A 24,391-nucleotide genomic window follows, 5' to 3' on the forward strand; every position below is an offset into this window, starting at 1 on the left:
CAAGGAGCGCCTTCCCATGTCACGACCCCGCAGGCGGATCACCCTCGCCGGCATCATCGACGGCCCCGGCGGCCACGTCGCCGCCTGGCGCCACCCCGCCACCCAGGCCGACGCCCAGCTCGACCTCGACTTCCACGTCCGCAACGCGCGGACCCTGGAACGCGGCCTGTTCGACGCCGTGTTCATCGCGGACATCGTCGCCGTGTGGGGCACCCACCTGGATTCCCTGTGCCACACCTCGCGCGCCGAGCACTTCGAGCCACTGACGCTGCTCGCCGCCTACGCGGCAGCCACCGAGCACATCGGCCTGGCCGCCACTGCCACCACCACCTACAACGAGCCGCACCACATCGCCCGCCGCTACGCCTCGCTCGACCACCTGAGCGGCGGCCGCGCCGCCTGGAACGTCGTGACCTCCGCGGCGCCGTGGGAATCCGTGAACTTCGGCCGCGCCGATCACCTGGAGCACGGCCGGCGCTACGAACGCGCCGAGGAGTTCATCGACGTCGTCAAGCAGCTGTGGGACGCGGGCGCCGACCTCCGCGACGGCCTGCCGGGCACCCCCGTCCACCACCACGGCGAACACTTCGACGTCGTCGGGCCGCTCGACGTGGCCCGCCCCCCGCAGGGCCGGCCCGTCATCATCCAGGCAGGGTCCTCCCCGGTCGGCCGGGAGTTCGCGGCCCGCCACGCCGAAGTCATCTTCACGCGCCACAACCGGCTCGCCGACGCCCAGGACTTCTACACCGACCTCAAGGCCCGAGTCGCCGGCCACGGCCGCGACCCGCAGAAGGTCCTGGTCTGGCCGACCCTCTCCCCGATCATCGCCGGAACCGAAGCCGAGGCCCGCGCCATCCTCGCCGAACTCCAGGACCTGGTGCCCGACCACGTCGCCCTGCGCACCCTGCAGGACTTCCTCGGCTTCGACCTGACCGGCCACCCCGTCGACGGACCCGTCCCCGACATCCCGTACACCAACCAGTCCCAGAGCACCACCGAGCGTCTGATCGGCCTCGCCCGCCGCGAGAACCTGTCGATCCGCGGCCTCGCCCTGCGCCTGATGGGCGACGTGATCGCCGGTACGCCCGAGCAGATCGCCGACCACATGGAGTCGTGGTTCACGCAGGGCGGCGCGGACGGCTTCAACATCGACTTCCCCTACCTCCCCGGCTCGGCCGACGCCTTCGTCGACCACGTCGTCCCCGAACTCCAGGCCCGCGGCCTGTACCGGACCGCCTACGAGGGCACGACCCTGCGCGAAAACCTCGGCCTCGACCTCCCCGTACGTTCCCAGAAGGCAGGTTCCGCGTGATGTCCGCCCAGAACACCGCCCCCGCCCCGCTGCTCATCGCGGCCGTCGCCCCCCACACCAGGGGCCCGCTGGACCTGCGCGGTCTCAAGGCCCTCGCGCACGCCGCCGAGCGCGTCGGCCTCGACGCCCTGCTGCTCGGCGACGGCGACGCCGAGGCACCGGCCGCCTACGAAGGCACCACCGCCGCCGCGGCCCTGGCCGCCGTCACCGAGCACATCGGCCTGCTGCCGGCCACACCGCCGGGCAGCCTCGCGCCCTACCATCTGGCCCGGATCACCGCGTCCCTCGACCACCTCAGCCACGGCCGGGCCGGCTGGTGCGCGACCGGCACCGGCCCGGGCACCGCCGCCGCGGCCGAGTACCTCCACGTCGTCAAGGGCCTGTGGGAGAGCTTCGACGCCGACGCCTTCGTCCACGACCGCGCCGGGGGCGTCTACTGGAGGCTCGACGGCCTCCAGCGGCTCGACCACGACGGCGAGCACTACACGGTCGCCGGCCCGCTGAACGTCGCCCGCCCGCCCCAGGGCCACCCGGTGATCGCTGCGACCGACCCCGCACTCGCCGCCGACGCGGACCTCCTCCTGCTGGAGACCGACGACCCGGCCGAGGCCGGCCGGATCCGCGCCCGCGTCCGGCAGGACGTCCTCGACGCCGGCCGCGACGCGGACGCCGTCAAGGTCGCCTTCACCCTGCCCACAGGTGCCGGCGCCGACGAGATCGCCCAGTGGTGCACCGCGCGACTCGCCGACGGGTTCATCGTCCCGCTCACCGCGCCCGACGACCCGTTCCTCACCACCACCGCCGAAGAGCTGCGCCGTTGCGGCCTGCTCCGCGCCTCCTCCACTCCCCGCACGACACTGCGCGACCGCCTCGGCCTGGCGCACCCGGCCGGCCGCCTCGCCGCCGCGGCGTCCTGACGGAGCGACCCCGATGAAGACGCTCATCCTGACCGGCAGCACGGCGGCCGCGTCCAGCACCGCCCGCCTGGCCGGACTCATCCGCCACCGGATCCAACGGCGCGACCTCGACGCCGTCGTATCCGACCTGGACCGGAGCCTGCTGCGGCTGCCCGGCCTGGACGCCGACGCCTACACCGGCGGCGCCCTCGCCCAGGACCCTGGCGTCCGCCACCTGGCCGACCGACTCGCGGACGCCCGGGCCGTCGTCCTGGTCACACCGGTCCAGCACGGCAGCTACTCCGGCGCCCTGAAGAACCTGCTCGACCACGCACCGCGCGCGGCGCTGCGCGACAAGCCGGTGCTGGTGGCCGCCACCGGCGGCACCCTTCACCCGGGCTCTGCCGCCTGCGACCACCTGCGCGCCGTCGCCCGTTCCCTGGGGGGCTGGGCCGTGCCCACCCAGGTCATCGCACAGCGCTCGGAACTGACCGCCGCCGAGCCGCCGCCGCAGTTGACCGCCCGCATCGACCGCGCCGTCGGCGAACTCCTGCTCGGCGCCCGCATGCTGGCCCCGGCCGCCCTCTGACGGCCGCCCTCCGAACCTGCCAACCCGCACCCTGGAGAAACATGTCCCGCCGTCTGTTCACCTCGGAGTCCGTGACCGAGGGCCACCCCGACAAGATCGCTGACCAGATCAGCGACACGATCCTCGACGCGCTCCTCACCGAGGACCCGACCTCGCGCGTCGCCGTGGAGACCCTCATCACCACGGGTCTCGTGCACATCGCGGGAGAGGTGACGACGAAGGCCTACGCGCCGATCGCGCAGCTCGTCCGGGACAAGATCCTCGAAATCGGCTACGACTCCTCGAAGAAGGGCTTCGACGGCGCCTCCTGCGGCGTCTCGGTGTCCATCGGCGCCCAGTCCCCGGACATCGCGCAGGGCGTCGACACCGCCTACGAGAAGCGCGTCGAGGGCGACGAGGACGAGCTCGACAAGCAGGGCGCCGGCGACCAGGGCCTGATGTTCGGCTACGCCTGCGACGAGACCCCCGAGCTCATGCCGCTGCCGATCCACATCGCGCACCGGCTCTCGCGCCGCCTGTCCGAGGTCCGCAAGAACGGGACCGTCCCGTACCTGCGCCCCGACGGCAAGACCCAGGTCACCATCGAGTACGACGGCGACAAGGCCGTCCGCCTCGACACGGTCGTGGTCTCCTCGCAGCACGCCTCGGACATCGACCTCGAAGGCCTGCTCGCTCCCGACATTCGTGAGCACGTCGTCGAGCACGTCCTGGCCCGGCTGGCCGAGGACGGCATCAAGCTGGACACCGAGGGCTACCGCCTGCTGGTGAACCCGACCGGCCGCTTCGAGATCGGCGGTCCGATGGGCGACGCCGGCCTCACCGGCCGCAAGATCATCATCGACACCTACGGCGGTATGGCCCGCCACGGTGGCGGCGCCTTCTCCGGCAAGGACCCGTCGAAGGTCGACCGCTCCGCCGCCTACGCCATGCGCTGGGTCGCCAAGAACGTGGTCGCCGCCGGCCTCGCCTCGCGCTGCGAGGTCCAGGTCGCGTACGCCATCGGCAAGGCCGAGCCCGTCGGTCTCTTCGTCGAGACCTTCGGCACCGAGACGACCTCCCGCGACCGCATCAGCCGGGCCATCACCGAGGTCTTCGACCTGCGTCCGGCCGCGATCATCCGCGACCTGGACCTGCTGCGCCCGATCTACGCCCGAACCGCCGCCTACGGCCACTTCGGCCGTGAGCTGCCGGACTTCACCTGGGAGCGCACCGACCGCGCCGAGCAGCTCAAGGCCGCAGCCGCCCGCTGACCCCCGTACGACCGCCCACCCCACCCCGCCCCGCAAGCCGCCCCCGCCGACCACGGGACCCCGGCCCACACCGTCCCGATCAGGAGGCCACGTGCGTATCGCGGTGACCGGATCCATTGCCACGGATCACCTCATGGCCTTCCCGGGCCGATTCGTCGACCAGCTGCTCCCGGACCAGCTGGAACACGTCTCGCTGTCCTTCCTCGTGGACTCGCTCGAAGTGCGGCGGGGCGGGGTGGCGGCCAACATCGCCTACGGGCTCGGCGGACTGGGCCTGGCCCCCGTCCTCGCCGGGGCGGTGGGCGCGGACTTCCACGAGTACGAGGTCTGGCTCAAGGACCACGGGGTCGACACCAGCGCGGTGTACGTCTCCGACACCCGCCAGACCGCGCGCTTCATGTGCATGACCGACGAGGACGCCAACCAGATCGCGTCCTTCTACGCGGGCGCCATGGAGGAGGCGGTCGAGATCGACCTGAGCAGGCTCACCGACCCGGGCGACTCTCCCGTCGACCTGGTGCTGGTGTCGCCCAACGACCCGGCCGCGATGGTCCGCCACACCCGCCAGTGCCGGGCACTGGGCATCGAATTCGCCGCCGATCCCTCCCAGCAGCTCGCCCGACTCGACGGCGACGAGGTGCGGGAGCTGGTGACGGGCGCGCGCTGGTTGTTCACCAACGCCTACGAGTCCGCGCTGCTGCGCGAGCGCACGGGCTGGGACGAGCCGGACATCCTCGATCGGGTCGGCACCTGGGTGACCACCCGGGGCGCCGACGGCGTCCGGATCGAGCGCAAGGGCGAGCCCGCACTCACCGTGCCGGCCGTCCCCGGAGTCCGCACCGAGGATCCGACGGGCGTCGGCGACGCCTTCCGGTCGGGCTTCCTCGCCGCCGTCAGCTGGCAGCTGCCGCTGGAGACCGCCGCTCAGCTGGGCTGCGCGGTGGCAGCCCTCGCCCTCCGGACCGTGGGTCCCCAGGACTACGAGGTCGACGGTGCCGGGCTGCTGGAGACGGTCGCCGCGGTGTACGGGCCCGAACCGGCCCGGCTGCTGGGCCCGGCGCTGGAGAAGCTGATATGAACCGGACCCGGGCCGATGCCCTCCGGGAGGCGCTCGCGACCCGTGTGGTCGTCGCCGACGGTGCCATGGGAACGATGCTCCAGGCGCAGGACCCCACCATGGAGGACTTCCAGCAGCTGGAGGGCTGCAACGAGGTCCTCAACGTGACCCGCCCCGACATCGTGCGCTCCGTCCACGAGGCGTACTTCTCGGTGGGTGTGGACTGCGTCGAGACCAACACCTTCGGCACGAACTACGCGGCTCTGGCGGAGTACGACATCGCCGAACGCAATTTCGAGCTGTCCGAGGCCGGTGCGCGTATCGCCCGCGAGGTCGCCGACGAGTTCACCGCGTCCACGGGGCAGCAGCGCTGGGTGCTGGGCTCGATGGGCCCCGGCACGAAGCTGCCCACGCTGGGCCACATCACCTACGGCCGGATCCGCGACGCCTACCAGGTCAACGCCGAGGGCCTGCTCTCCGGCGGCGCCGACGCGCTGCTCGTGGAGACCACGCAGGACCTCCTGCAGACGAAGTCCTCGATCATCGGTGCCCGCCGGGCCATGGAGGCGCTCGGCGTGAGCGTCCCGCTGATCTGCTCCGTCACCGTCGAGACCACCGGCACGATGCTGCTGGGCTCGGAGATCGGCGCGGCCCTGACGGCGCTGGAGCCGCTCGGTATCGACATGATCGGCCTGAACTGCGCCACCGGGCCGGCGGAGATGAGTGAGCACCTGCGCTATCTCGCGCGCAACGCCCGTATCCCGCTCTCCTGCATGCCCAATGCGGGTCTGCCGGTCCTGACCAAGCAGGGCGCGCACTACCCGCTGACCGCCCCGGAGCTCGCCGACGCGCAGGAGACCTTCGTCCGTGAGTACGGGCTCTCCCTGGTCGGCGGCTGCTGCGGCACGACCCCCGAGCACCTGCGCCAGGTCGTGGAGCGGGTCCGCGGCACCGCGGTCACCGAGCGCACCCCCCGGCCCGAGCCCGGCGCCGCCTCGCTCTACCAGACCGTGCCGTTCCGTCAGGACACCTCGTACATGGCGATCGGTGAGCGCACCAACGCCAACGGCTCGAAGAAGTTCCGTGAGGCCATGCTGGAGGCCCGCTGGGACGACTGCGTGGAGATGGCCCGGGACCAGATCCGTGAGGGCGCGCACATGCTCGACCTGTGCGTGGACTACGTCGGCCGTGACGGCGTCGCCGACATGGAGGAGCTCGCCGGTCGTTTCGCCACCGCCTCCACGTTGCCGATCGTCCTGGACTCCACCGAGGTGCCCGTCATCCGGGCGGGTCTGGAGAAGCTGGGCGGCCGGGCGGTCATCAACTCCGTGAACTACGAGGACGGCGACGGCCCCGAGTCCCGCTTCGCGAAGGTCACGGGGCTGGCCCAGGAGCACGGCGCCGCGCTGATCGCGCTGACGATCGACGAGGAGGGGCAGGCCCGCACCGTGGAGCACAAGGTCGCGATCGCCGAACGGCTCATCGCCGACCTGACGGGCACCTGGGGGATCCGTGAGTCGGACATCCTCATCGACACGCTGACCTTCACGATCTGCACCGGTCAGGAGGAGTCCCGTAAGGACGGCATCGCCACGATCGAGGCGATCCGCGAGCTCAAGCGACTCCACCCGGACGTCCAGACCACCCTGGGCCTGTCGAACATCTCCTTCGGTCTGAATCCGGCGGCCCGTGTCCTGTTGAACTCGGTCTTCCTCGACGAGTGCGTCAAGGCGGGCCTGGACTCCGCGATCGTCCACGCCTCCAAGATCCTGCCGATCGCCCGGTTCGACGAGGAGCAGGTCACCACCGCCCTCGACCTGATCTACGACCGGCGCGAAGGCGACTACGACCCGCTGCAGAAGCTGATGGCCCTCTTCGAGGGCGTCAACACCAAGTCCCTCAAGGCCGGCCGCGCCGAGGAACTCCTCGCCCTGCCGCTGGACGAGCGACTGCAGCGCCGCATCATCGACGGCGAGAAGAACGGCCTGGAGACCGACCTCGACGAGGCCCTGCAGACCCGTCCCGCCCTCGACATCGTCAACGACACCCTGCTGGAGGGCATGAAGGTCGTCGGCGAGCTCTTCGGCTCCGGCCAGATGCAGCTCCCCTTCGTCCTGCAGTCCGCCGAGGTCATGAAGACGGCCGTCGCCTACCTCGAACCGCACATGGAGAAGACCGACGACGAGGGCAAGGGCACGATCGTGCTGGCCACGGTCCGCGGCGACGTCCACGACATCGGCAAGAACCTCGTCGACATCATCCTCACCAACAACGGCTACAACGTCGTCAACATCGGCATCAAGCAGCCCGTCTCCGCGATCCTCGAAGCCGCCCAGGAGCACAAGGCCGACGTGATCGGCATGTCCGGCCTCCTCGTGAAGTCGACCGTGATCATGAAGGAGAACCTGGAGGAGCTGAACCAGCGCAAGCTGGCCGCCGACTACCCGGTCATCCTCGGCGGCGCCGCCCTCACCCGCGCCTACGTCGAACAGGACCTCCACGAGATCTACGAGGGCGAGGTCCGCTACGCCCGCGACGCCTTCGAAGGCCTACGCCTCATGGACGCGCTGATGGGAGTGAAGCGGGGAGTCCCCGGAGCCGAGCTTCCGCCCCTGAAGAAGCGCCGCGTGCCTCGGCGCGCCGACGCATCGGGGGCCGGCGCCGCAGGATCCCTGGTGGAGGAACGCGAGGAGCCCGGCGGCCGCTCCGACGTGTCCGTCGACAACCCGATCCCCACCCCGCCGTTCTGGGGCACCCGGGTCGTCAAGGGCATCCCGCTCAAGGACTACGCCTCCTGGCTCGACGAGACCGCCCTCTTCAAGGGCCAGTGGGGCCTGAAGGACGCCGACACCATCGAAACGGAGGGTCGGCCCCGGCTGCGCGGCTGGCTCGATCGGCTGCACACCGACGGGCTCCTCGAAGCGGCCGTCGTGCACGGCTACTTCCCCTGCGTCTCCAAGGGTGAGGACCTGATCATCCTGGACGAGTTCGGCGGAGAGCTGACCCGCTTCACCTTCCCGCGCCAGCGCCGCGGCCGCCGCCTGTGCCTCGCGGACTTCTTCCGCCCCGAGGAGTCCGGCGAGACCGACGTCATCGGCCTCCAGGTCGTCACCGTCGGCAGCCGCATCGGGGAGGAGACGGCCCGGCTCTTCGCCGCCGACGCCTACCGCGAGTACCTGGAGCTGCACGGCCTCTCCGTCCAGCTCGCCGAGGCCCTCGCCGAGTACTGGCACGCCCGCGTCCGCTCCGAACTGGGCATCGCCGGATCCGACCCGGCCTCCATGCACGGCATGTTCCGCACCGAGTACCAAGGCTGCCGATACTCCCTCGGCTACCCCGCCTGCCCCGACCTGGAGGACCGCGCCAAGATCGCAGATCTCCTCCGGCCGGAACGGATCGGCGTCCACCTCTCCGAGGAGTTCCAGCTCCACCCGGAGCAGTCCACCGACGCGCTCGTCATCCACCACCCCGCGGCCACGTACTTCAACGCACGCTGACACCGGAAAGGTTCGATCCCATGGCAGCCGTCGTTGCAGAACGGCCGACCCCCGTCCCTCTCAAGCCCGCCGCGCGCCCGGGCGTACGCGAACTACTGGCCACGGGCCGGCGCTCGTACTCCTTCGAGTTCTTCCCGCCCAAGACCGAGGCGGGCGAGCGGACCCTCTGGAACGCGATCCGCCGGATAGAAGCCTTCGCGCCCTCGTTCGTATCCGTCACCTACGGCGCCGGCGGCTCCTCCCGGGACCGTACCGTCGAGCTCACCAAGCGGATCGCGGCCGAGACGACCCTGCGCCCGGTCGCGCACCTGACGGCGGTCGGCCACTCGCGGGCCGAGTTGCGCCACATCATCGGCCAGTACGCGGACGCCGGCATCCGGGACGTCCTCGCCCTGCGCGGGGATCCGCCGGGCGACCCGAAAGGCGAGTGGACCCCGCATCCGCAGGGCTTCACGCACGCACACGAGCTGGTCGGCATGATCCGGCAGCTGGGCGACTTCAGCGTGGGCGTGGCCGCCTTCCCCGAGCGGCACCCGCGCTCTCCCGGATGGACCGACGACATCCGCCACTTCGCGGCCAAGTGCAGGGCGGGCGCCGACTACGCGATCACGCAGATGTTCTTCCACGTCGAGGACTACCTGCGGCTGCGTGACCGACTGGCATCGGTGGGCTGCCTGACACCGGTCATCCCCGAGATCATGCCGGCGACCGACTTCCGCCAGATCCGGCGATTCGCCGCACTGAGCGACGCCCGCTTCCCGTCCGCTCTGGCCCGCCGGCTGGAGGCAGTGCAGGACAACCCGGCCGACGGACACCGGGTGGGCGTCGACTACGCGACCTCGATGGCCGAACGCCTTCTGGCCGAGGGCGCTCCGGGCCTCCACTACATCACCCTGAACCGCTCCACCGCGACCCTCGAAATCCATCAGAACCTGGGCGTCCAGGCCGCCTCTTTCGGGTCGAGCCGGATCAGGCCGGCCTGATCCGAAAGGCACGGCCCAGTGCTGTGACGCACTGGCCCTTCATCCACCACCGGAGTCACCATGACCAGCACGACCCCTGCCGACTTCACCGACTTCAAGGTCGCCGACATCGGTCTCGCCGCGTTCGGCCGCAAGGAGATCACCCTGGCCGAGCACGAGATGCCGGGTCTGATGTCGATCCGCGCCGAGTACGCGGAGGCGCAGCCCCTGGCCGGCGCCCGCATCACCGGTTCGCTGCACATGACCGTGCAGACGGCCGTGCTCATCGAGACCCTCGTCGCCCTCGGCGCCGACGTCCGCTGGGCCTCCTGCAACATCTTCTCCACCCAGGACCACGCCGCCGCCGCGATCGCCGCCGCGGGGATCCCCGTCTTCGCCTGGAAGGGCGAGACGCCGGAGGAGTACTGGTGGTGCACGGAGCAGGCGCTGACCTGGCCCGGCGCCGAGGGGCCCAACATGATCCTGGACGACGGTGGTGACGCCACCCTCCTCGTCCACAAGGGCGTCGAGTTCCAGAAGGCCGGCTCCATCCCTGACCCGTCCACCGCCGACAACGAGGAACTTGCCGCCGTCCTCGGCCTGCTGCGGCGCAGCGGCATCGACTGGGTGAAGCTCGCGTCCGAGATCCGCGGTGTGACCGAGGAGACCACCACGGGTGTGCACCGTCTCTACGAGATGATGCAGGCCGGTGACCTCCTCTTCCCGGCGATCAACGTGAACGACGCCGTCACCAAGTCGAAGTTCGACAACAAGTACGGCTGCCGCCACTCCCTGATCGACGGCATCAACCGCGCCACCGACGTCCTCATCGGCGGCAAGGTCGCGGTCGTCTTCGGCTACGGCGACGTCGGCAAGGGCTGCGCCGAGTCGCTCCGCGGCCAGGGCGCGCGCGTCATCGTCACCGAGATCGACCCGATCTGCGCGCTGCAGGCGGCGATGGACGGCTACCAGGTCGCCACCCTGGACGACGTCGTCGAGACGGCCGACATCTTCATCACCACGACCGGCAACAAGGACATCATCATGGCCGCCGACATGGCCAAGATGAAGCACCAGGCCATCGTGGGCAACATCGGCCACTTCGACAACGAGATCGACATGGCCGGCCTGGCGAAGATCGACGGCATCGTCAAGGACGAGGTCAAGCCCCAGGTCCACACCTGGAAGTTCCCCGACGGCAAGGTCCTGATCGTCCTCTCCGAGGGCCGTCTGCTGAACCTCGGCAACGCGACCGGTCACCCGTCCTTCGTGATGTCGAACTCCTTCGCGGACCAGACCCTGGCCCAGATCGAGCTCTTCACCAAGCCGCAGGAGTACCCGACCGACGTCTACGTGCTCCCCAAGCACCTCGACGAGAAGGTCGCCCGCCTCCACCTCGACGCCCTCGGCGTCCGCCTCACCACGCTCCGCCCGGAGCAGGCCGCGTACATCGGCGTCCAGGTCGAGGGCCCGTACAAGCCGGACCACTACCGCTACTGATCACTGCTCTCGGCGGACACCCGCATTCGAGCCGGGCCCCAGGTGCTGGAACTCGCCGCCCCCGAAGCGGCCCGGCCGGCGGTCGCCCCTCACCCCACCCCGTCCTCGAACACGCCCTGCCCTTCGTGAACGGCTGATTCAATTCGCCGGTATCGGAAATGCGGGGTCGCTGTTCTTGGATTCCTGTGCCAGATTTTTTCATCGATTGATTTCAGGAGGTATGTATGACTGACAAGTCGTTCGACGGTGGCGATGCTCAGGATGTCAAGGAGAAGTTCCGCGAGATCCTGGAACGTAAGGCCCAGGTCACGCGCGCCCGAACGGCCCACGAAGAGGGCCGCCTTCGGGTGAAGAACATGAGCGGTTCGGCCGGACAGAAGCGGTTCATCCGCAGGAAGACCGGCTGATCTCCACCCCCTGTGCCGCCGCGGCTCATTCCATGGGAATGAGCCGCGGCGGCTTTTCTGTTCACAGAGTGAATGTGGCGAACGCATGCGCTGGAATTTCACTGGAGCCTCGCTGGATGAAACCCGGGCAGGCGGTGTATTCCAGCCACAACGGCGAAGACTCCGGTGCTGTGGGAAGTGACCGAGCGCGAGGTGCTTCGTCGAATCGGCATGTACCGGCTTGAATCGGATGTGTTCGTGTGCTGCGCAGGGCATGACGGTTGAAGACAGGTGGCCGAGTAGCCATCTCAGGTGGTGAGCAGTTCGGCGATCTCATGGGCGAGCTCCGGCCCGAGCGAGCCCCAGCCATCCTTGTAGCCGTACACACTCCCCAGGGTGCGGGCGTCGTAGTCGCCGTTCAGGATGTCTATGTCGGTGGGGGTGATGAGCGACGGGTGGGGGACACCGACGGCGCCCGAGACCTTCAGCAACTCCCTGCGCAGGGTGCGCAGGTACATCGCGGCCCGGATGGCCTTCGAGGGCGCGTCGATGCCGCGCGCCAGCCACGGGTTCTGGGTGGCGATGCCGGTGGGGCACTTGTCGGTGTGGCACTTCTGGGCCTGGATGCAGCCGATGGACAGCATCGCCTCACGGCCCACGTTGATCATGTCGACGCCGAGGGCGAACGCGACGACGGCGTTCTCGGGCAGGCCGAGCTTGCCGGAGCCGATGAAGGTGATGTCGTCGGTCAGGCCCCGCTCGGCGAACACGCCGTAGACGCGGGAGAAGCCCACGCGGAACGGCAGGGACACCGAGTCGGCGAAGATCAGGGGAGCCGCCCCGGTGCCGCCCTCGCCACCGTCGACGGTCACGAAGTCGACCCCTCGCTCACCCCGCGCCATCAGCGTGGCGAGTTCCTCCCAGAAGCCCATCTCCCCGATGGCGCTCTTGATCCCGACCGGCAATCCGGTCTCCGTGGCCAACAGTTCCACGAAGTCGAGCATCGAGTCCACGTCGTGGAACGCGGTGTGCCGCGACGGCGAAGCGCAGTCCTTGCCCGCAGGAATGCCGCGGATCCCGGCAATCTCGTCGGTCACCTTCGCGCCCGGCAGCATGCCGCCGAGCCCCGGCTTCGCGCCCTGCGAGAGCTTGATCTCGATCGCCTTGACGGGCGCGCCCGCGACCAGTGATTTGAGCTTGTCGAGGTTGAACGTCCCGTCCTCGTTGCGGCAGCCGAAGTACGACGTACCGATCTGGAGGACAAGGTCCCCGCCGTTGAGGTGGTAGGGCGACAGGCCGCCCTCGCCGGTGTTCTGCATCGTCCCGGCCAGCGCCGCGCCCTTGTTGAGCGCCGTGACGGCCGCGCCGGACAGCGAGCCGAAGCTCATCGCCGAGATGTTGATGACGCTCGCCGGGCGGAACGCCTTCGCGCGGCCGCGCGGTCCGCCGAGCACCTTGGCCGAGGGCAACGCCGCTTGCGGGTCGCTCGGATCGGGCAGCGCACCGGCGAACGTACGCTGCTTCACGTACGCATGACCCTGCACGTGCTCGACGTCGTTGTCGGTGCCGAACCCGAAGTAGTTGTTCTCCCCCTTCGCCGACGCGTAGATCCAGCTGCGCTGGTCACGGCTGAAGGGACGCTCCTCGTCGTTGGACGTCACGATGTACTGCCGTAGCTCGGGGCCGATCGTCTCCAGCACATACCGGGCGTGTCCCACCAGGGGGAAGTTCCTCAGCAGCGCGTGCTTCTTCTGCACGAGGTCGCGGGCGGCCACCAGCGCCAACCCCGTGGCGGCTGCCGCACCTATGCTCCGAGCACGCATCACAATCGTTCCTCTCCTCGACCGGCCGAACCTCACGCTGACCATCTACCCCGCGCCGCGGACATGCCACGCGATGCCGGAGACCCGAGGGCACCGCCCCTGCGGGAGGGCCGCCGCGCGGCCCGTACGGGGGTCGGGCCGCGCCGCGGGCGGGTCAGAGCGCCGAGTCGAGGTGCCCGAGGTGCTCGATGAGGTTCATGTTCTCGGCGTAGTCCACCGGGCACTTGATGATCGACACGCCCGGGTCCGCCAGTGCCTCACGCAGCGTCGGCAGCAGGTCCCCGGCGGACTCGATGTGGTAGCCCTTCGCGCCGAAGCTGCGGGCGTACTGGACGATGTCCGGGTTGCCGAAGTCGGTGTTGGAGTTTTCCCCGACCTCCAGGTCCATCTTCCACCTGATGAGCCCGTAGCCGTTGTCCTCCCAGATCAGCACGGTCAGCGGAATGTTCTCGCGGACCGCCGTCTCGATCTCCTGGGAGTGCATGAGGAACGAGCCGTCGCCGACCGCCGCCAGCACCTTCGTCTGCGGCCTGGCGAGCTGAACCGCGAGCGCGCCGGGCAGCGCGAAGCCCATGGTGGACAAGCCGTTGGAAATGAGGCAGGTGTTCGGCGCGTACGTCGGGTAGAGCCGGGCCATCCACATCTTCAGCGCGCCCGTGTCGACCAGCACGATGTCGTCGCGACCGAGCGCGGCGCGGGTGTCGGCGATGACGCGCTGCGGGGCGAGCGGGTAGCGCTCGTCCGCGGCGCCCCGCTCGAGTTCCTTGGCCAGCAGCGCGCGGGTGGCCGTGGTGTCCTCGTCGTCGACGGTCCAGCGCAGGCCGTCGAGTTCGGTGGCGAGGGCGTCGAGGGAGGCAGAGATGTCGCCGATGATGCCGACGTCGACCGAGTAGCTGTCGTCCACCTCCGCCGGGACGCGGTGGATGTGGACGATCTTCTTGTCACCGTCCGGGTTTATCCGGGACGGGTCGAACTCCTGCAGCTCGTAGCCGACGGCGATGATGACGTCGGCCTCCTCGAACCCGAAGTTGGTGTAGTCGCGCCGCATGAAGCCGAACGTGCCGGTCGCGCACGGGTGGTCGTCGGGCAGGACGCCCTTGCCGTGGAAGGTGGTCGCCGTCGACACGTCGAGTGCGGTGGCGAACGCCGTCAGCGACTCCGCGGCGCCGCCGCGCGCCGCGCCGTGTCCGGCGAGGATCACCGGCCGGCGGGCCTCCCGCAGGAGCTCCACCGCTCGATCGATCTGCTTCGGGGACGGTGCCTCGGGCTGCACGACGTTCCTGCGCAGCGGGCGCAGGTCCGAGCCGTCCGTCGCCGCGTCGACGTCCTCGGGCACGGCGAGATAGACGGCGCCGGGCCGCTCGGACTCCGCGGTCTTGAACGCGCGCCGCACCATCTCGGGGATGGCCTGGGTGGTCGGGACCTCCGCCGACCACTTCGTGACCGGGGCGAACATGCTCACCAGGTCCACGAACTGGTGGGACTCCTTGTAGTTGCGCTCCTTGCCGACCTGCGCGGTGATCGCGACGACGGGCGTGCTGTTCGTCATGGCGTCGGCGACGCCCAGCATCAGGTTGATCGCGCCGGGCCCCAGCGTCGCGGACATCACCCCCGCCGAGCCGGTGAGCCGGCCGTGCATCTCCGCCATGAAAGACGCGGCCTGCTCGTGCCGGGTGAGGACGTAGCGGATCTTCTCCGAGCGGGCGAGGGCGTTGGTGAAACGGATGTTCTCCTCGCCGGGTACGCCGAACACCACCTCGACGCCCTCGTTCTCCAGGCAGCGAACCAGGAGTTCGGCCGCTCCGTCGGGGGTCTGCTTCCGGTGCTCGGCGTCGCTCACGCTGATCGTGTCCTCTCCTGAGTTCTGGCCGCGCCGATGGGCGGACCGGTCAGCCGTCTACCCCGGCCGGCCGCACTCACAAGCTCACCCCGGACCAGAAGGAAGCCAACCGCGTCCTCGCGATCGGACGGGCACCGGTCGAGCACGGCTTCGCCCATCTCAAGAACTGGCGGATCCTCATCAAGCTCCCCACCGACCCCGCCCGCGCCACCCGCCTCCTGCGCGCTCTGCTCGTCCTGACGAACATCGAGATCAACCGCCGACAGATGATCTTCTTCGCGGACTCCCGTCCATGACCAGCGTGAGCATGTGGAGAATCGGTCACACCAGCCCTTTGAACTGCGACTTCAAGTTGGCGGAGGCTCAGTGGAGCCCACCCGATGGAGTCCACCCGATGTGTGGGCCCCCGCTCCGGCCGGCGGTGTGTTCCACCGACTCCATCGAGTGGAGCCCACCGGGTGGGCGCGGGGGTGCGGTGGACACCGCGATGCCCGACACCGCCCCGGGTGGACTCCAACCGGTGGACTCCACTCCCGCGACCGTGCGCTCGCACCGCACCGGTGCGGCACCCCTTGACCAGGGTGCGCAGCCGAGAGCGCACCCCCCTTGACCAGGTTGGCCACTCCGCACGTTTCTCCTTGACACAGCCCCTTCCGGCCCCCCACCCCAGCGGCCGTGGCCGACAACCTGCAGTGGGCTCCCACCGCCACTCAGCTTCCGCTGCTAGCCCTGCTCCTGATCGCCATCGGTACCGGTTCTGTCAGCACCGACCTCACCCGCGGAACAGCCCCTACGACCTGGCTCACCGCCGCCTCCCGACGTACGGCGTTCGTCGCGAAAATTTGCGTCGCGAGCCTGATGGTGACCGCCACCGCATTGGCGACGGCGTTGATCGCTGGAGTTGCCGGAGCACTGGCCCTGTTGCTCGGGGGCATGCCCCAGCCCTCCTGGGGAGAAACTCTGCCGGCGCTCTTGCGGTTCGTGTTGGTCATGGCCTGCTGGCCGGCAGTGGCCGCTTCGGTAGCGGCACTCGTACGCAACCGAACAGCCACCGTGCTGGTGCTCGTTCTGTGGCCGCTGATCATAGAGCGGGCCGCAGGCGTACTGTTGGGCCAGCTCCTCGGAGCCGACAGTCTGCCTGGCGTTCTGCCCTTCGCGGCCGCGCGGGCAGCCATGTCGGGAGCCCCCGACACCGGCGATGGCGCAGATGCCGCGCTCGAACGGACGCTACTCGGCAGCGGGCTCGACCCTTGGACCGGAGTGGTGGTGCATGCCCTGTTTGCCTTCGCCATCGGAGCCGCGGGAGCCTGGGCCTACTCTCGGCGCGACGCAGCGTAGACGAGGCGCGAGCCTCGATGCCGGGCCGGGCGACTAGCAAGCCGTCGGCGAACCCTGCCGCACCGACTACTGCGAGGGCGACGGCAGCGCTCAGGGCCTGGCGGAGCTCGCGGAACGGTGCAGAGCCACCACGGTCTCCACCACCGCACGGGCCCGTTCCACCTGTTCGTCGCGCAGCACCCGCAGCGTCCGGATGATGTTGGCCGGGTGTCGGCGAGGACCTGGCCGATGAAGTGCGCGATGGTGCGGGCGATGCACGGAGCGGCAGCCGCGGGCGCGTGCATGGATCACTCCCTGATCGCCATCAGGTAGAGGACGCCGACCTCGTCCACGACGAAGGAGTCGGCGAAGGGCTCGGTGTCGTCGGACAGCGCGGGCACGGGGAAGACGACCAGCTCTGCGATGGCCGGCAGCAGTCCCGACAGCTGCGCCACCTCGGGCGCGAGCCGCGACGCCGTGGCGTCGTCTCCGGCTTCCACCGCCAGGATGTAGTCGAGGTCGAGCTGGACCAGGTGCGGGGGTAGCGAGGGAACGATGGGTGACACGGGCAGCTCCTGACGTATGGCTGCCGTGCCGATCATGGCGATGTCCCGACAGCTTCCGGCGGGGTCCTGTGGATCGAGGCCGGAGCTCTCTCCTCCCCTCAGAAACGGACAAACCCTGCGGTCAAGGGGCCTTACCGGAACCCCTTGACCAGCGCTCCACTCGACGCTGAGCCCCCTCGACCAGGTCGACCGCGTAGCCGCGTAGGCCGTATCTCCGCTTGACCTGCTCTGCGATGGGCGACCGTCAGACAACGGCCAAGGGGTACCTCTGCACGCTCTCCTTCCTCGGCCCCGGTGTGGGGCAGTGAGTGCGTGAAGGAGATACGACGATGGCGACGATCCACTGCCACCCGGCAGACGGCACGCGGACGCCGGCTCCGCCGGGCGCCGCGCTGGACGCGGGCAAGCCCCGCGCTGGTTGGGCAAGCCGAAGTGGACTCCTTGAGGGGGCACTTCGGATCCTCCTTGGGTACCCACTTGGGTGCCCGACACCCGGCAGGGCGACAAACATGCAGGTCAGCGCCCGAATCAGCGTGAAATCCGCTCCGTCACACCCCTCTTGTTGTCCGTATGGGAGGAGATCATCGGGTTCCAGGGGGGCCCGGCGCCCTCCACGACCAGGCAGGTCCGGCTTGCGGCCGACCGGTGCAGCTGGTCGCGAGCGTTGAAGGGGTGGAGCTGATGGCCGGCAGGCGGCTGACGAATCCGGCGGGATCCTCGAACGACCTGCGGGGCGATGTGCTGCGCGTGCTGGGGGTGCTGAAGGTGGCCACGGCCGACCAGATCCAGCGGATTGCCTCACCGCACCTGACCTACCGCCACACCACGAAGGCCACCGCCTCGGAGCGGAAGACCGCCCGCACCGCCTCGCACGCGGGTGCGCTCTCCGATCTGCGCAAGCACGGTCTCGCCGAGAACGGCGGCACCACCCGAGCGGGGGAGACCTTGCGGAACCTGACCACCAAGGGCCTGGAAGCTGCCTCCTACGAGCTCGGACGCCCGCTCACGGAGATGGGCTCCACCGCCCGCGGTGCGGGCTCCAGCGGGGCCACCCACCCCATGGCAGTCAACGAGACCGTCATCGCCATGCTCCGCCCCAAACCCGACCTCCGGCTACTCACCGGGGAGCCGGCCGAAGCCAAGGCGTCCGCGCAGGCCGCCGTCGACGCCCCGGCCGGTATCGGCACGATCGCCTCCTACGCGACCGAGGTCCCGCTGCCCGCCACCGGCACGTGGGGTGCGCCGGGCAAGGGCGGCGCCCAGGCCGACATCGTGCTCACCGCACCGCAGGACCAGATCCCGCTGCTGTTCATCGAGGTCGACAACTGCCACGAGACCGCCGAGGAGATCGCGGCAAAGCTGCTGAAGTACTCCAGGTTCTTCAAGCGCCAGATCAAGGACACCGACGGCAAGGACAAGCCGATGTGGCGCACCCGCTGGATGGCCCGCGTCGCAGAGCGAGGAGAGGCCCCGCACCCGCCCGTGCTGATCGTCTTCAACCACATCGGCGCCCGCGACCCCAACCGCACCCTCCCGCGGCTCCAGGAACTGACCCACCCGCTGTGGGCGGGCGAGCCGGCTGACGGGTTCAGCAGCTACGACCGCAAGATCCCGATCATCGCGACCGGCCTGCGCAACCTGCGCGAACACGGCCCCAACGGCCCGATCTTCCTCCGCTTCGGCCGTACCCACATGCAGCCCCTGCGCGACGCGATCGGCAACCCTCGACGCGATGCCGCCCTCGCCCGCCGGGCGGAGCGGGCGCGAGCACAGCAGGAGGAGTACCAGGTGCGGCTGCGCCGTGCAGCGGAGCAGAAGAGGGCCGAGCGCGAGGCCCTTCGCCCTGTCTGCGGTGGCTGCGGGACGAAGTTCGACAACGACCGATCGGAGAACACCCAGCTGTCCCCGAAGCCGGGCCACCGGTGGTACTCGACGCTGTGCGAGCCGTGCGAGGCCAAGACGGTCGCGGCTGCGGACCAGGCCGACCGCAACCGCCTGGATGCGGAGGTCACCGCGACCGCAGAGAAGGCCCGCGGCTGGCGCTCCCGCTTCCGCCCCGGGCAAGCCCCTGACGCCTTGGGTAAGCCTGTCGGTGGCGACTGGGATGCTGGGACACATGGACAAGGATGAGGAGTCGCGGCTCCCACGCGAAGACGATGCACAGGTGACGGCGTACACCGATCCTGGCGCTGGAAGACACAGCGCTTCCATCCAAGAATTGCGTGACTGGGCCAGGGTCTGGGACACCTATAACCCCGAGGTCCACGGAAGCCAAGACATGCCTGGCTTCTACGCGCAGCCCCTCCGGCACGAGAACTGGTGGGGTAGCACCGTATCTCTGGAGCAACTTCTCGATCTCGCCCAGGTGCACGGCATCCCGGTTGCCTGGGTTCCCGACCGGGACGTTCTCCGGAAGCTTGCGGCGGCCGGCCCGACCCACGATGAAAAGCTGGCAGTTCTTGTTGCCGCAGAGGAAGAAATCCGAAGCCTGTGCCACGCGCGTCTCGACGAGTGCCTGGACGAGTGGCTCACAGCGGAGATCAAGGCTGGGCACAAGGCGCTGGCGGCTTGGGATGACGGGCACCGGGAGGCCGCAGCGACTCTTGCCATCGCTGCGCTGGAACAGATTCTGTACACCCTGACCGAGACGGAGAAGCGTACGCACGTCGCTCTCGGAAGGATCGGTAGGCAGAAACCCAACGACTACCTGCCAGCCCGGCAGTACGTTTTTGCGCCCCTGGCCACCCTCTTCGCACGCTACTACCCCGAAAGCAACGATCCGCTGCCCGAGAACCTCTCTCGCCACGCCGTTCTGCATCACCTGCCCCTCGACCACCTCAGCCGGGGGCACTGCACGATCGCCATTATGCTGCTCGTCTCCGTCCTGCGTCAGTCTCAGGAACGGGCTCAGGGCATCCGCGACGACCTGATGATGGCCGCCGCGGATTGAGTGCCATGAGTCAGCGAACCGGGACCCAGGTGCTCGCGTAGATCACGATGCTTCCGCCGACGGCGGTGGCCGCTCCTCTGACGAGATGGATGCTGGCCTCGCTGCGAAGCCGGCGTGCCCGGTGCTTCCACCGGGTGGCCCAGGACGGAGGCTCTGGCGAAGGGGGTTCCCCGGTCGCGCCGGTGTCCGTACCGAAACGCCCACCCCGCCGCGCCCCACCCGGGCCCGCGTCCCGGCGGCCGCATGTCGCCGGTGGCACTATTGAGTGCCACCGAAATTCCGACAATGTGCCTGCTCCAGCCGCCTAGTGTTCTGGCCATGGACTCTGAACGTCTCAAGCTCTCTTCGTGCAAATGGATGATCGCGGCCTTCGCCGCGCTCGCCGAAGGCCCGTCGTCCCATGACCTGGCGGTCCACCACGCCGGGATCGCTGCCGAGCATCTCCTCAAGTCATACCTGGCCAGCCTCCACCCGGCTCTCATAGTGGAGGGCAAGGATTTCAACTCCTTGCTGCACGCGACGGGTCACGGGGCACACGCTTCGGTTCCCGCGGAGCAGGTCAAGACCATCGGCTTGGCCGAAGCCCATGCCCGAGCGCAGAAGATCTTGCGGAAGAAGATGCCGGTCGATCAGCGGGCGCTTGGACCACTAGCCAATGCTCGTAACGGCGTCGCACACAGTGGCATGTACGACCGGTCAGAGGTCAATGCCGTCTTCACCACGTGTCTCCGGCTGATCGACCCCTTGCTCGTCGAGCTCAAGATCGACACTTCCTACTGGGGCCGCTACGAGTCCCTGCACAACCGGCTTCTCGAGGAGAACGTGGAAGCTGTCCGTGTCCGGCTGGAGAGCAAACTTGCCCGGGCCAAGGATGTCTTCTCTGAACGTTACGGCCACTTGCCCCAGAAGGAACGCGAGCTCGTCCTCGGCACGATTGCACGAGTCTCCCCTCCCGGCTACATCGAACACGACGAGCCCGCCACCTGCCCGGCATGCGACTCGCAGGGCTGGCTTAGTGGTGACACGCACGTTGACGAGGATGAGTGGGCGGTCATGTTCACCCCCTTCGTCTTCACATGCCCGGCCTGCGACCTGCGTGTCGAGCATGAGGAACTTGAAGAGCTGGAGGGGCTTGCGGAGGAGGTCAGGCTGGATGAGTCACCAACCGACTTCTACGCGGACTGGGAGCCGAGTGAAGTCCGTGGATCTTCATGGGATGGAGGACCATTCCACAACTTCTGATAGCCGGGCTTACCAACATCTCAGAGGGCGGTATGCAGGCTTTTGCCTTGTATCTGACTCTGCTATGAGATTGGCGTGCAGATCAGGGCTCCCCGGCCCGGGCTCGGCGACATACTGCGGTCATGAGTGGAGAGGATTCGACACGGCTGGCGAGAGCCCTCATCGAGTTCCGTGAGGCCGAAGGCATCTCGGAGCGTGAACTCGCGCGCCGCACCTGGCTGAGTGAGGCGACCATCAGGACCTTCGAAAGCGGCCGTGGGGACCTGCCCACCCCGACCGTTGCCCGAACCTTCGAGGAACTCCTCGGCTGTGCTCCGGGCAGCATCAAGACCGCGCCGTCCGAGGCGATGGGCCGTGAGGCATCGGCCGACTCCGCCGTGGACCTCGAGTAGGCGCGCTGGTCAGGGCTGAACCCCGGGCGATTGCGGACGTGGCCTGGTGAACAGTCCTGGCTCGGTTTCGGCCAGGATTCCGCGGTCGGCCAGCCGCTTGAGCTTGAGGCGGGTGTTGTCGATGTTGTTGGGCGCGACCGGCAGGTCCATCGCCTCGCACACCTGCCGGGCCCGCAGCGGATGGTCGGCCGCGGTGAACACCGCCAAGATCTGCTGGTAGGCCGGATGGTCCGGCAGTTTCAGTGCCGGCGGCGCGGGCGGCTGCGGGTCCGGCAGCTCCAGCAGCGTCTTGCGGGTGATCCGGACTTCTTCGGCGGCCCGGCCGAGTTCGTCGAGCTGGGCGGTCAGCTGCGTGATCTGTTCCCGCGTCGTCTCGGCCTGCGCGGCGATCTCGCGTTCCCGCTCCTCCAGCCGCGCCAGCACCGCGCCGAGCGTCAGCTCCCCGCCGGTCATGCGGTGCGCCAGGCGGGCACGATCGCCGAGGTCAGCCGGCGCAGTATCACCGCGGTCATCGCCCAATACACCCGCGACTCCGAACTGCGGGGCAGATGCTCGTAGTCGCGCACCAGCCTGCGGTGCAGCATCAAGATCCCGTAGGCGCGTTCCACGACCCACCGCTTGGCCTGGGGAACGAACTCGGTCTGCGCGGGATTGCGCTCGACGATCTCCACCTAGATGCCCACCTTCTCCCCGTGCGCGACGACGGCGTTCTTGAAGCCCCGGTCGACCAGGGCCTTCTGCACGGTGTCGGTGTCGGCAGCGACCTTGTCCAGCAGCGCGATGCCGACGGCGTTCTCGTGCGCCGACGCGGCCGCCACGACCACCGCGATCACCAGCCCCAGAACGTCAACGGCCAGGCCGCGCTTGCGGCCCGGTACTTTTTTGCCGCGTCACGCCCCGTCGACTGCGCGGGCACCCCGGCCGCCGCGTGCACGCTCTGGGTGTCAAGCACCACCAGGCTCGGGTCCGCCTTCCGACGCGCCATTTCCCGCACCTGCCAGCGCAGCAGGTCGTGAATGGTCTGGTCGATACCGTCGTCACGCCAGGTGTAGAAGTAGTACTTCACCGCGCCGGGCGGCGGAAAGTCGTGCGGGAGCAGCTCCCATTGGCAACCGGTCCGGCCCTGGTAGAGCAGTGCGTTGACGATCTCCCGCATCGCGTAACGCCCCTGATGGCCGCTGACCGAGGGATGCGCAGCCTTCCACGCGGCGATCACCGGCTCGACCAGCACCCACTGCTCGTCGCTCACGTCGGTCTTGTAGGGCTTGCGCTCACTCACGGCGCCCAGCCCAACACGCTCACGGCCGTCGGCCGGCCGGGATACCGCACCGCCACACGTTCAGGTGACGACAATCCCCCTATGCACTCTCATACCGCCCTCTCATAGCTCCGAGCGTCACCCGCCGTCTCATCGAGGAGTTCGCGGCACGGCCCGAACCCGCCGCTACTACCCGCCGGGCGGTGGTCGACGGCATCACCGACCGGGAACGCGAGGTCCTGACCCTCGTCGGCCGCGGCCTGTCCAACACCGAGATCGCCGAAGAGCTCACCATCAGCGTGGCCACCGCCAAGGCCCACCTCGCACGGCTCTTCACCAAACTCGACGCACGCGACCGGGTCCACCTCGTCATCCTCGCCTACGAGATCGGCCTGGTCGCGCCCCCACGGTGAGGTTCACCGGCGGATGACCAGGCCAGCGGCGGGCCACCCCACAGCAGCAATGAAGATCGCGATAGCGGCTGGCTTCACTCTCCCCGCTTCAGAAAACCTTCGTTTTCTGAAGATCGCCCCGCAAGGCCACCCGGACCTCTCATAGCCTTCAAAAACCCCTTCAAAAACCAGGGTCATTCAACAACTCCGGACCACCGTTTTCTGACATGATCCGGGGCCATGACCACCCCTGAACCGGCCGAGCCGGGCCTCCTCGTCGCCGAACCGCTCGTCCGCACCGAGATCAAGATCGGATACGCACGGGTCTCGACCAGCGGGCAGAAGCTCGAACGGCAGCTCGACGCACTCACCGCCGCCGGATGCCGGAAGATCTTCGCCGACAAGAAGTCCGGCAAGAACGCGCTCCGCCCCGAGCTGAAGGCATGCCACGCCTTCCTCGACCCCGGCGACACCCTCATCGTCCCGAGCCTGGACCGCTACGGCCGCAGCCTCCAGGACCTCATCAACATGGTCGCCGAACTCCGCACCCGCGGCATCGGCTTCACCTCGCTGCACGAGAACCTCGACACCACCACCCCCGGCGGCCGGCTCGTCTTCCACGTCTTCGCCGCCCTCGCGGAGTTCATCCGCGAACTCATCGTCATCGGCACCAACGAGGGCCTGGCCGCCGCCCGCGAGCGCGGCCGGGTCGGCGGACGCCCCAGCGTCGCCACCGAGGAAGTCATCCGCGCCGCCCGCGACCTGCTGCCCGACCCCGGCCGCTCGATCACCTCGATCGCCAAGCTGCTGGGCGTCTCCCCGGGCACCCTCTACAACCACATCCCCGACCTGCGCGAGCTACGCGTCGGCGCCGTACCCCGCCAGATCGAAGCGCCCACGAAGTAGACCGACTCCAGCAAGATCAATCTCAGTGTCGTGCGCAGAGCACTTGTCAGTGCGGCGCAGAATTCTGTCAGTGCTGTGCCGTAGCACGCGAAGTGCGACCTGGCGGGCGCGAAGCGATGTCCTGCCTTTCCGCTGCCCAGCCCGGCATGGTCCGTGAGGGGGACGCGTCGGCACGCCACACTACGAGCGGAACTGGCGCCGTGGGTCCTTGCGCTAGACACATGCCCGTGATCATCGGCTACTGCAGGACAACAAC

General features: G+C 69.1%; 20 protein-coding genes and 2 pseudogenes. 17 read left to right on the forward strand and 5 right to left on the reverse strand.

Features of this window, described 5'->3' with window-relative positions; all coding sequences use genetic code 11:
• Positions 1–16: 16 nt before the first annotated feature.
• The 9 genes from ACWG52_RS39230 to ACWG52_RS39270 all read left to right on the forward strand — a co-directional run bounded on the left by ACWG52_RS39230 (position 17) and on the right by ACWG52_RS39270 (position 11,470).
• A complete protein-coding gene (locus ACWG52_RS39230; RefSeq protein WP_389818260.1) occupies positions 17–1,312 on the forward strand; it encodes an LLM class flavin-dependent oxidoreductase in 1,296 nt (431 codons plus the stop codon).
• Entirely contained in the window at positions 1,312–2,229 is a 918-nt protein-coding gene (locus ACWG52_RS39235) for an LLM class flavin-dependent oxidoreductase (protein ID WP_389818257.1), read from the forward strand. Before ACWG52_RS39230 ends, ACWG52_RS39235 begins: the two co-directional genes overlap by 1 nt.
• Before the next feature lie 13 nt (positions 2,230–2,242).
• Positions 2,243–2,797, forward strand: coding sequence for an NADPH-dependent FMN reductase (locus ACWG52_RS39240; protein ID WP_453129140.1), 555 nt, complete (start codon positions 2,243–2,245; stop codon positions 2,795–2,797).
• 41 nt (positions 2,798–2,838) lie between these two features.
• On the forward strand, positions 2,839–4,047 hold the full coding sequence (metK, locus tag ACWG52_RS39245) for a methionine adenosyltransferase (RefSeq protein ID WP_390140195.1): 1,209 nt from the start codon (positions 2,839–2,841) through the stop codon (positions 4,045–4,047).
• A 91-nt stretch (positions 4,048–4,138) separates the two neighbouring features.
• Entirely contained in the window at positions 4,139–5,125 is a 987-nt protein-coding gene (locus tag ACWG52_RS39250; RefSeq protein ID WP_390169612.1) for a carbohydrate kinase family protein, read from the forward strand.
• Entirely contained in the window at positions 5,122–8,601 is a 3,480-nt protein-coding gene (gene metH / locus ACWG52_RS39255) for a methionine synthase (RefSeq protein WP_453129142.1), read from the forward strand. The genes ACWG52_RS39250 and metH overlap by 4 nt, the downstream gene beginning before the upstream one ends.
• Positions 8,602–8,621: 20 nt before the next feature.
• The gene (metF, locus tag ACWG52_RS39260) at positions 8,622–9,584 is read left to right on the forward strand and encodes a methylenetetrahydrofolate reductase [NAD(P)H] (protein ID WP_390141784.1); all 963 of its coding nucleotides are present in this window, start codon (positions 8,622–8,624) and stop codon (positions 9,582–9,584) included.
• Between the two features lie 60 nt (positions 9,585–9,644).
• Positions 9,645–11,063: an adenosylhomocysteinase gene (ahcY, locus tag ACWG52_RS39265; protein WP_453129143.1), complete on the forward strand. Its 1,419-nt coding sequence runs from the start codon at positions 9,645–9,647 to the stop codon at positions 11,061–11,063.
• A 224-nt stretch (positions 11,064–11,287) separates the two neighbouring features.
• A complete protein-coding gene (locus ACWG52_RS39270; RefSeq protein WP_390141704.1) occupies positions 11,288–11,470 on the forward strand; it encodes a DUF5302 domain-containing protein in 183 nt (60 codons plus the stop codon).
• 287 nt (positions 11,471–11,757) lie between these two features.
• On the opposite strand, the gene ACWG52_RS39275 is transcribed toward ACWG52_RS39270, so the two are convergent.
• Both ACWG52_RS39275 and ACWG52_RS39280 read right to left on the reverse strand, forming a co-directional pair.
• Positions 11,758–13,272 (reverse strand): FMN-binding glutamate synthase family protein, encoded by a 1,515-nt coding sequence (locus ACWG52_RS39275; protein WP_390141702.1) that lies wholly within the window; start codon positions 13,270–13,272, stop codon positions 11,758–11,760.
• Between the two features lie 154 nt (positions 13,273–13,426).
• The gene (locus tag ACWG52_RS39280; protein WP_390169537.1) at positions 13,427–15,112 is read right to left on the reverse strand and encodes an acetolactate synthase large subunit; all 1,686 of its coding nucleotides are present in this window, start codon (positions 15,110–15,112) and stop codon (positions 13,427–13,429) included.
• Positions 15,113–15,129: 17 nt separating this feature from the next.
• Between ACWG52_RS39280 and ACWG52_RS39285 the strand changes: the two genes are divergently transcribed.
• Together ACWG52_RS39285 and ACWG52_RS39290 are read left to right on the forward strand one after the other, a co-directional pair.
• Positions 15,130–15,408 carry a transposase family protein gene (locus ACWG52_RS39285; RefSeq protein WP_453129187.1) on the forward strand — a complete coding sequence of 93 codons (279 nt, stop codon included), beginning with the start codon at positions 15,130–15,132 and terminating at the stop codon, positions 15,406–15,408.
• 379 nt (positions 15,409–15,787) lie between these two features.
• Positions 15,788–16,450, forward strand: a complete 663-nt coding sequence (locus ACWG52_RS39290) for an ABC transporter permease subunit (protein ID WP_453129146.1) — start codon at positions 15,788–15,790, stop codon at positions 16,448–16,450.
• Between the two features lie 287 nt (positions 16,451–16,737).
• Here the strand turns inward: ACWG52_RS39290 and ACWG52_RS39295 are convergent, their stop codons facing one another.
• Entirely contained in the window at positions 16,738–16,995 is a 258-nt protein-coding gene (locus ACWG52_RS39295) for a hypothetical protein (RefSeq protein ID WP_390141695.1), read from the reverse strand.
• Positions 16,996–17,676: 681 nt separating this feature from the next.
• Here ACWG52_RS39295 and ACWG52_RS39300 point away from each other — a divergent pair.
• The 4 genes from ACWG52_RS39300 (at position 17,677) to ACWG52_RS39315 (ending at position 21,579) form a co-directional block, all read left to right on the forward strand.
• Complete coding sequence (locus ACWG52_RS39300; RefSeq protein WP_453129147.1) at positions 17,677–19,125, forward strand: replication-relaxation family protein; 1,449 nt, start codon at positions 17,677–17,679, stop codon at positions 19,123–19,125.
• Complete coding sequence (locus ACWG52_RS39305; protein ID WP_390141691.1) at positions 19,112–19,945, forward strand: hypothetical protein; 834 nt, start codon at positions 19,112–19,114, stop codon at positions 19,943–19,945. The genes ACWG52_RS39300 and ACWG52_RS39305 overlap by 14 nt, the downstream gene beginning before the upstream one ends.
• Before the next feature lie 318 nt (positions 19,946–20,263).
• On the forward strand, positions 20,264–21,187 hold the full coding sequence (locus ACWG52_RS39310) for a hypothetical protein (RefSeq protein WP_453129149.1): 924 nt from the start codon (positions 20,264–20,266) through the stop codon (positions 21,185–21,187).
• Positions 21,188–21,309: 122 nt separating this feature from the next.
• Complete coding sequence (locus tag ACWG52_RS39315) at positions 21,310–21,579, forward strand: helix-turn-helix domain-containing protein (protein WP_453129150.1); 270 nt, start codon at positions 21,310–21,312, stop codon at positions 21,577–21,579.
• Positions 21,580–21,588: 9 nt separating this feature from the next.
• Here ACWG52_RS39315 and ACWG52_RS39320 read toward each other — a convergent pair whose 3' ends face one another.
• Positions 21,589–22,032, reverse strand: a complete 444-nt coding sequence (locus tag ACWG52_RS39320; RefSeq protein ID WP_453129151.1) for a hypothetical protein — start codon at positions 22,030–22,032, stop codon at positions 21,589–21,591.
• Positions 22,029–22,858: pseudogene (locus ACWG52_RS39325) on the reverse strand (IS5 family transposase). Before ACWG52_RS39325 ends, ACWG52_RS39320 begins: the two are co-directional and overlap by 4 nt.
• Positions 22,859–22,959: 101 nt before the next feature.
• On the opposite strand from ACWG52_RS39325, the pseudogene ACWG52_RS39330 reads away from it, so the two are divergent.
• Both ACWG52_RS39330 and ACWG52_RS39335 read left to right on the forward strand, forming a co-directional pair.
• A pseudogene (locus ACWG52_RS39330) lies at positions 22,960–23,250 on the forward strand (response regulator transcription factor); the annotation flags it as partial.
• Between the two features lie 219 nt (positions 23,251–23,469).
• Positions 23,470–24,135: a recombinase family protein gene (locus ACWG52_RS39335; RefSeq protein WP_453129153.1), complete on the forward strand. Its 666-nt coding sequence runs from the start codon at positions 23,470–23,472 to the stop codon at positions 24,133–24,135.
• Positions 24,136–24,391: the final 256 nt, after the last annotated feature.

This window comes from Streptomyces sp. CLCI03 (genome assembly GCF_053615355.1).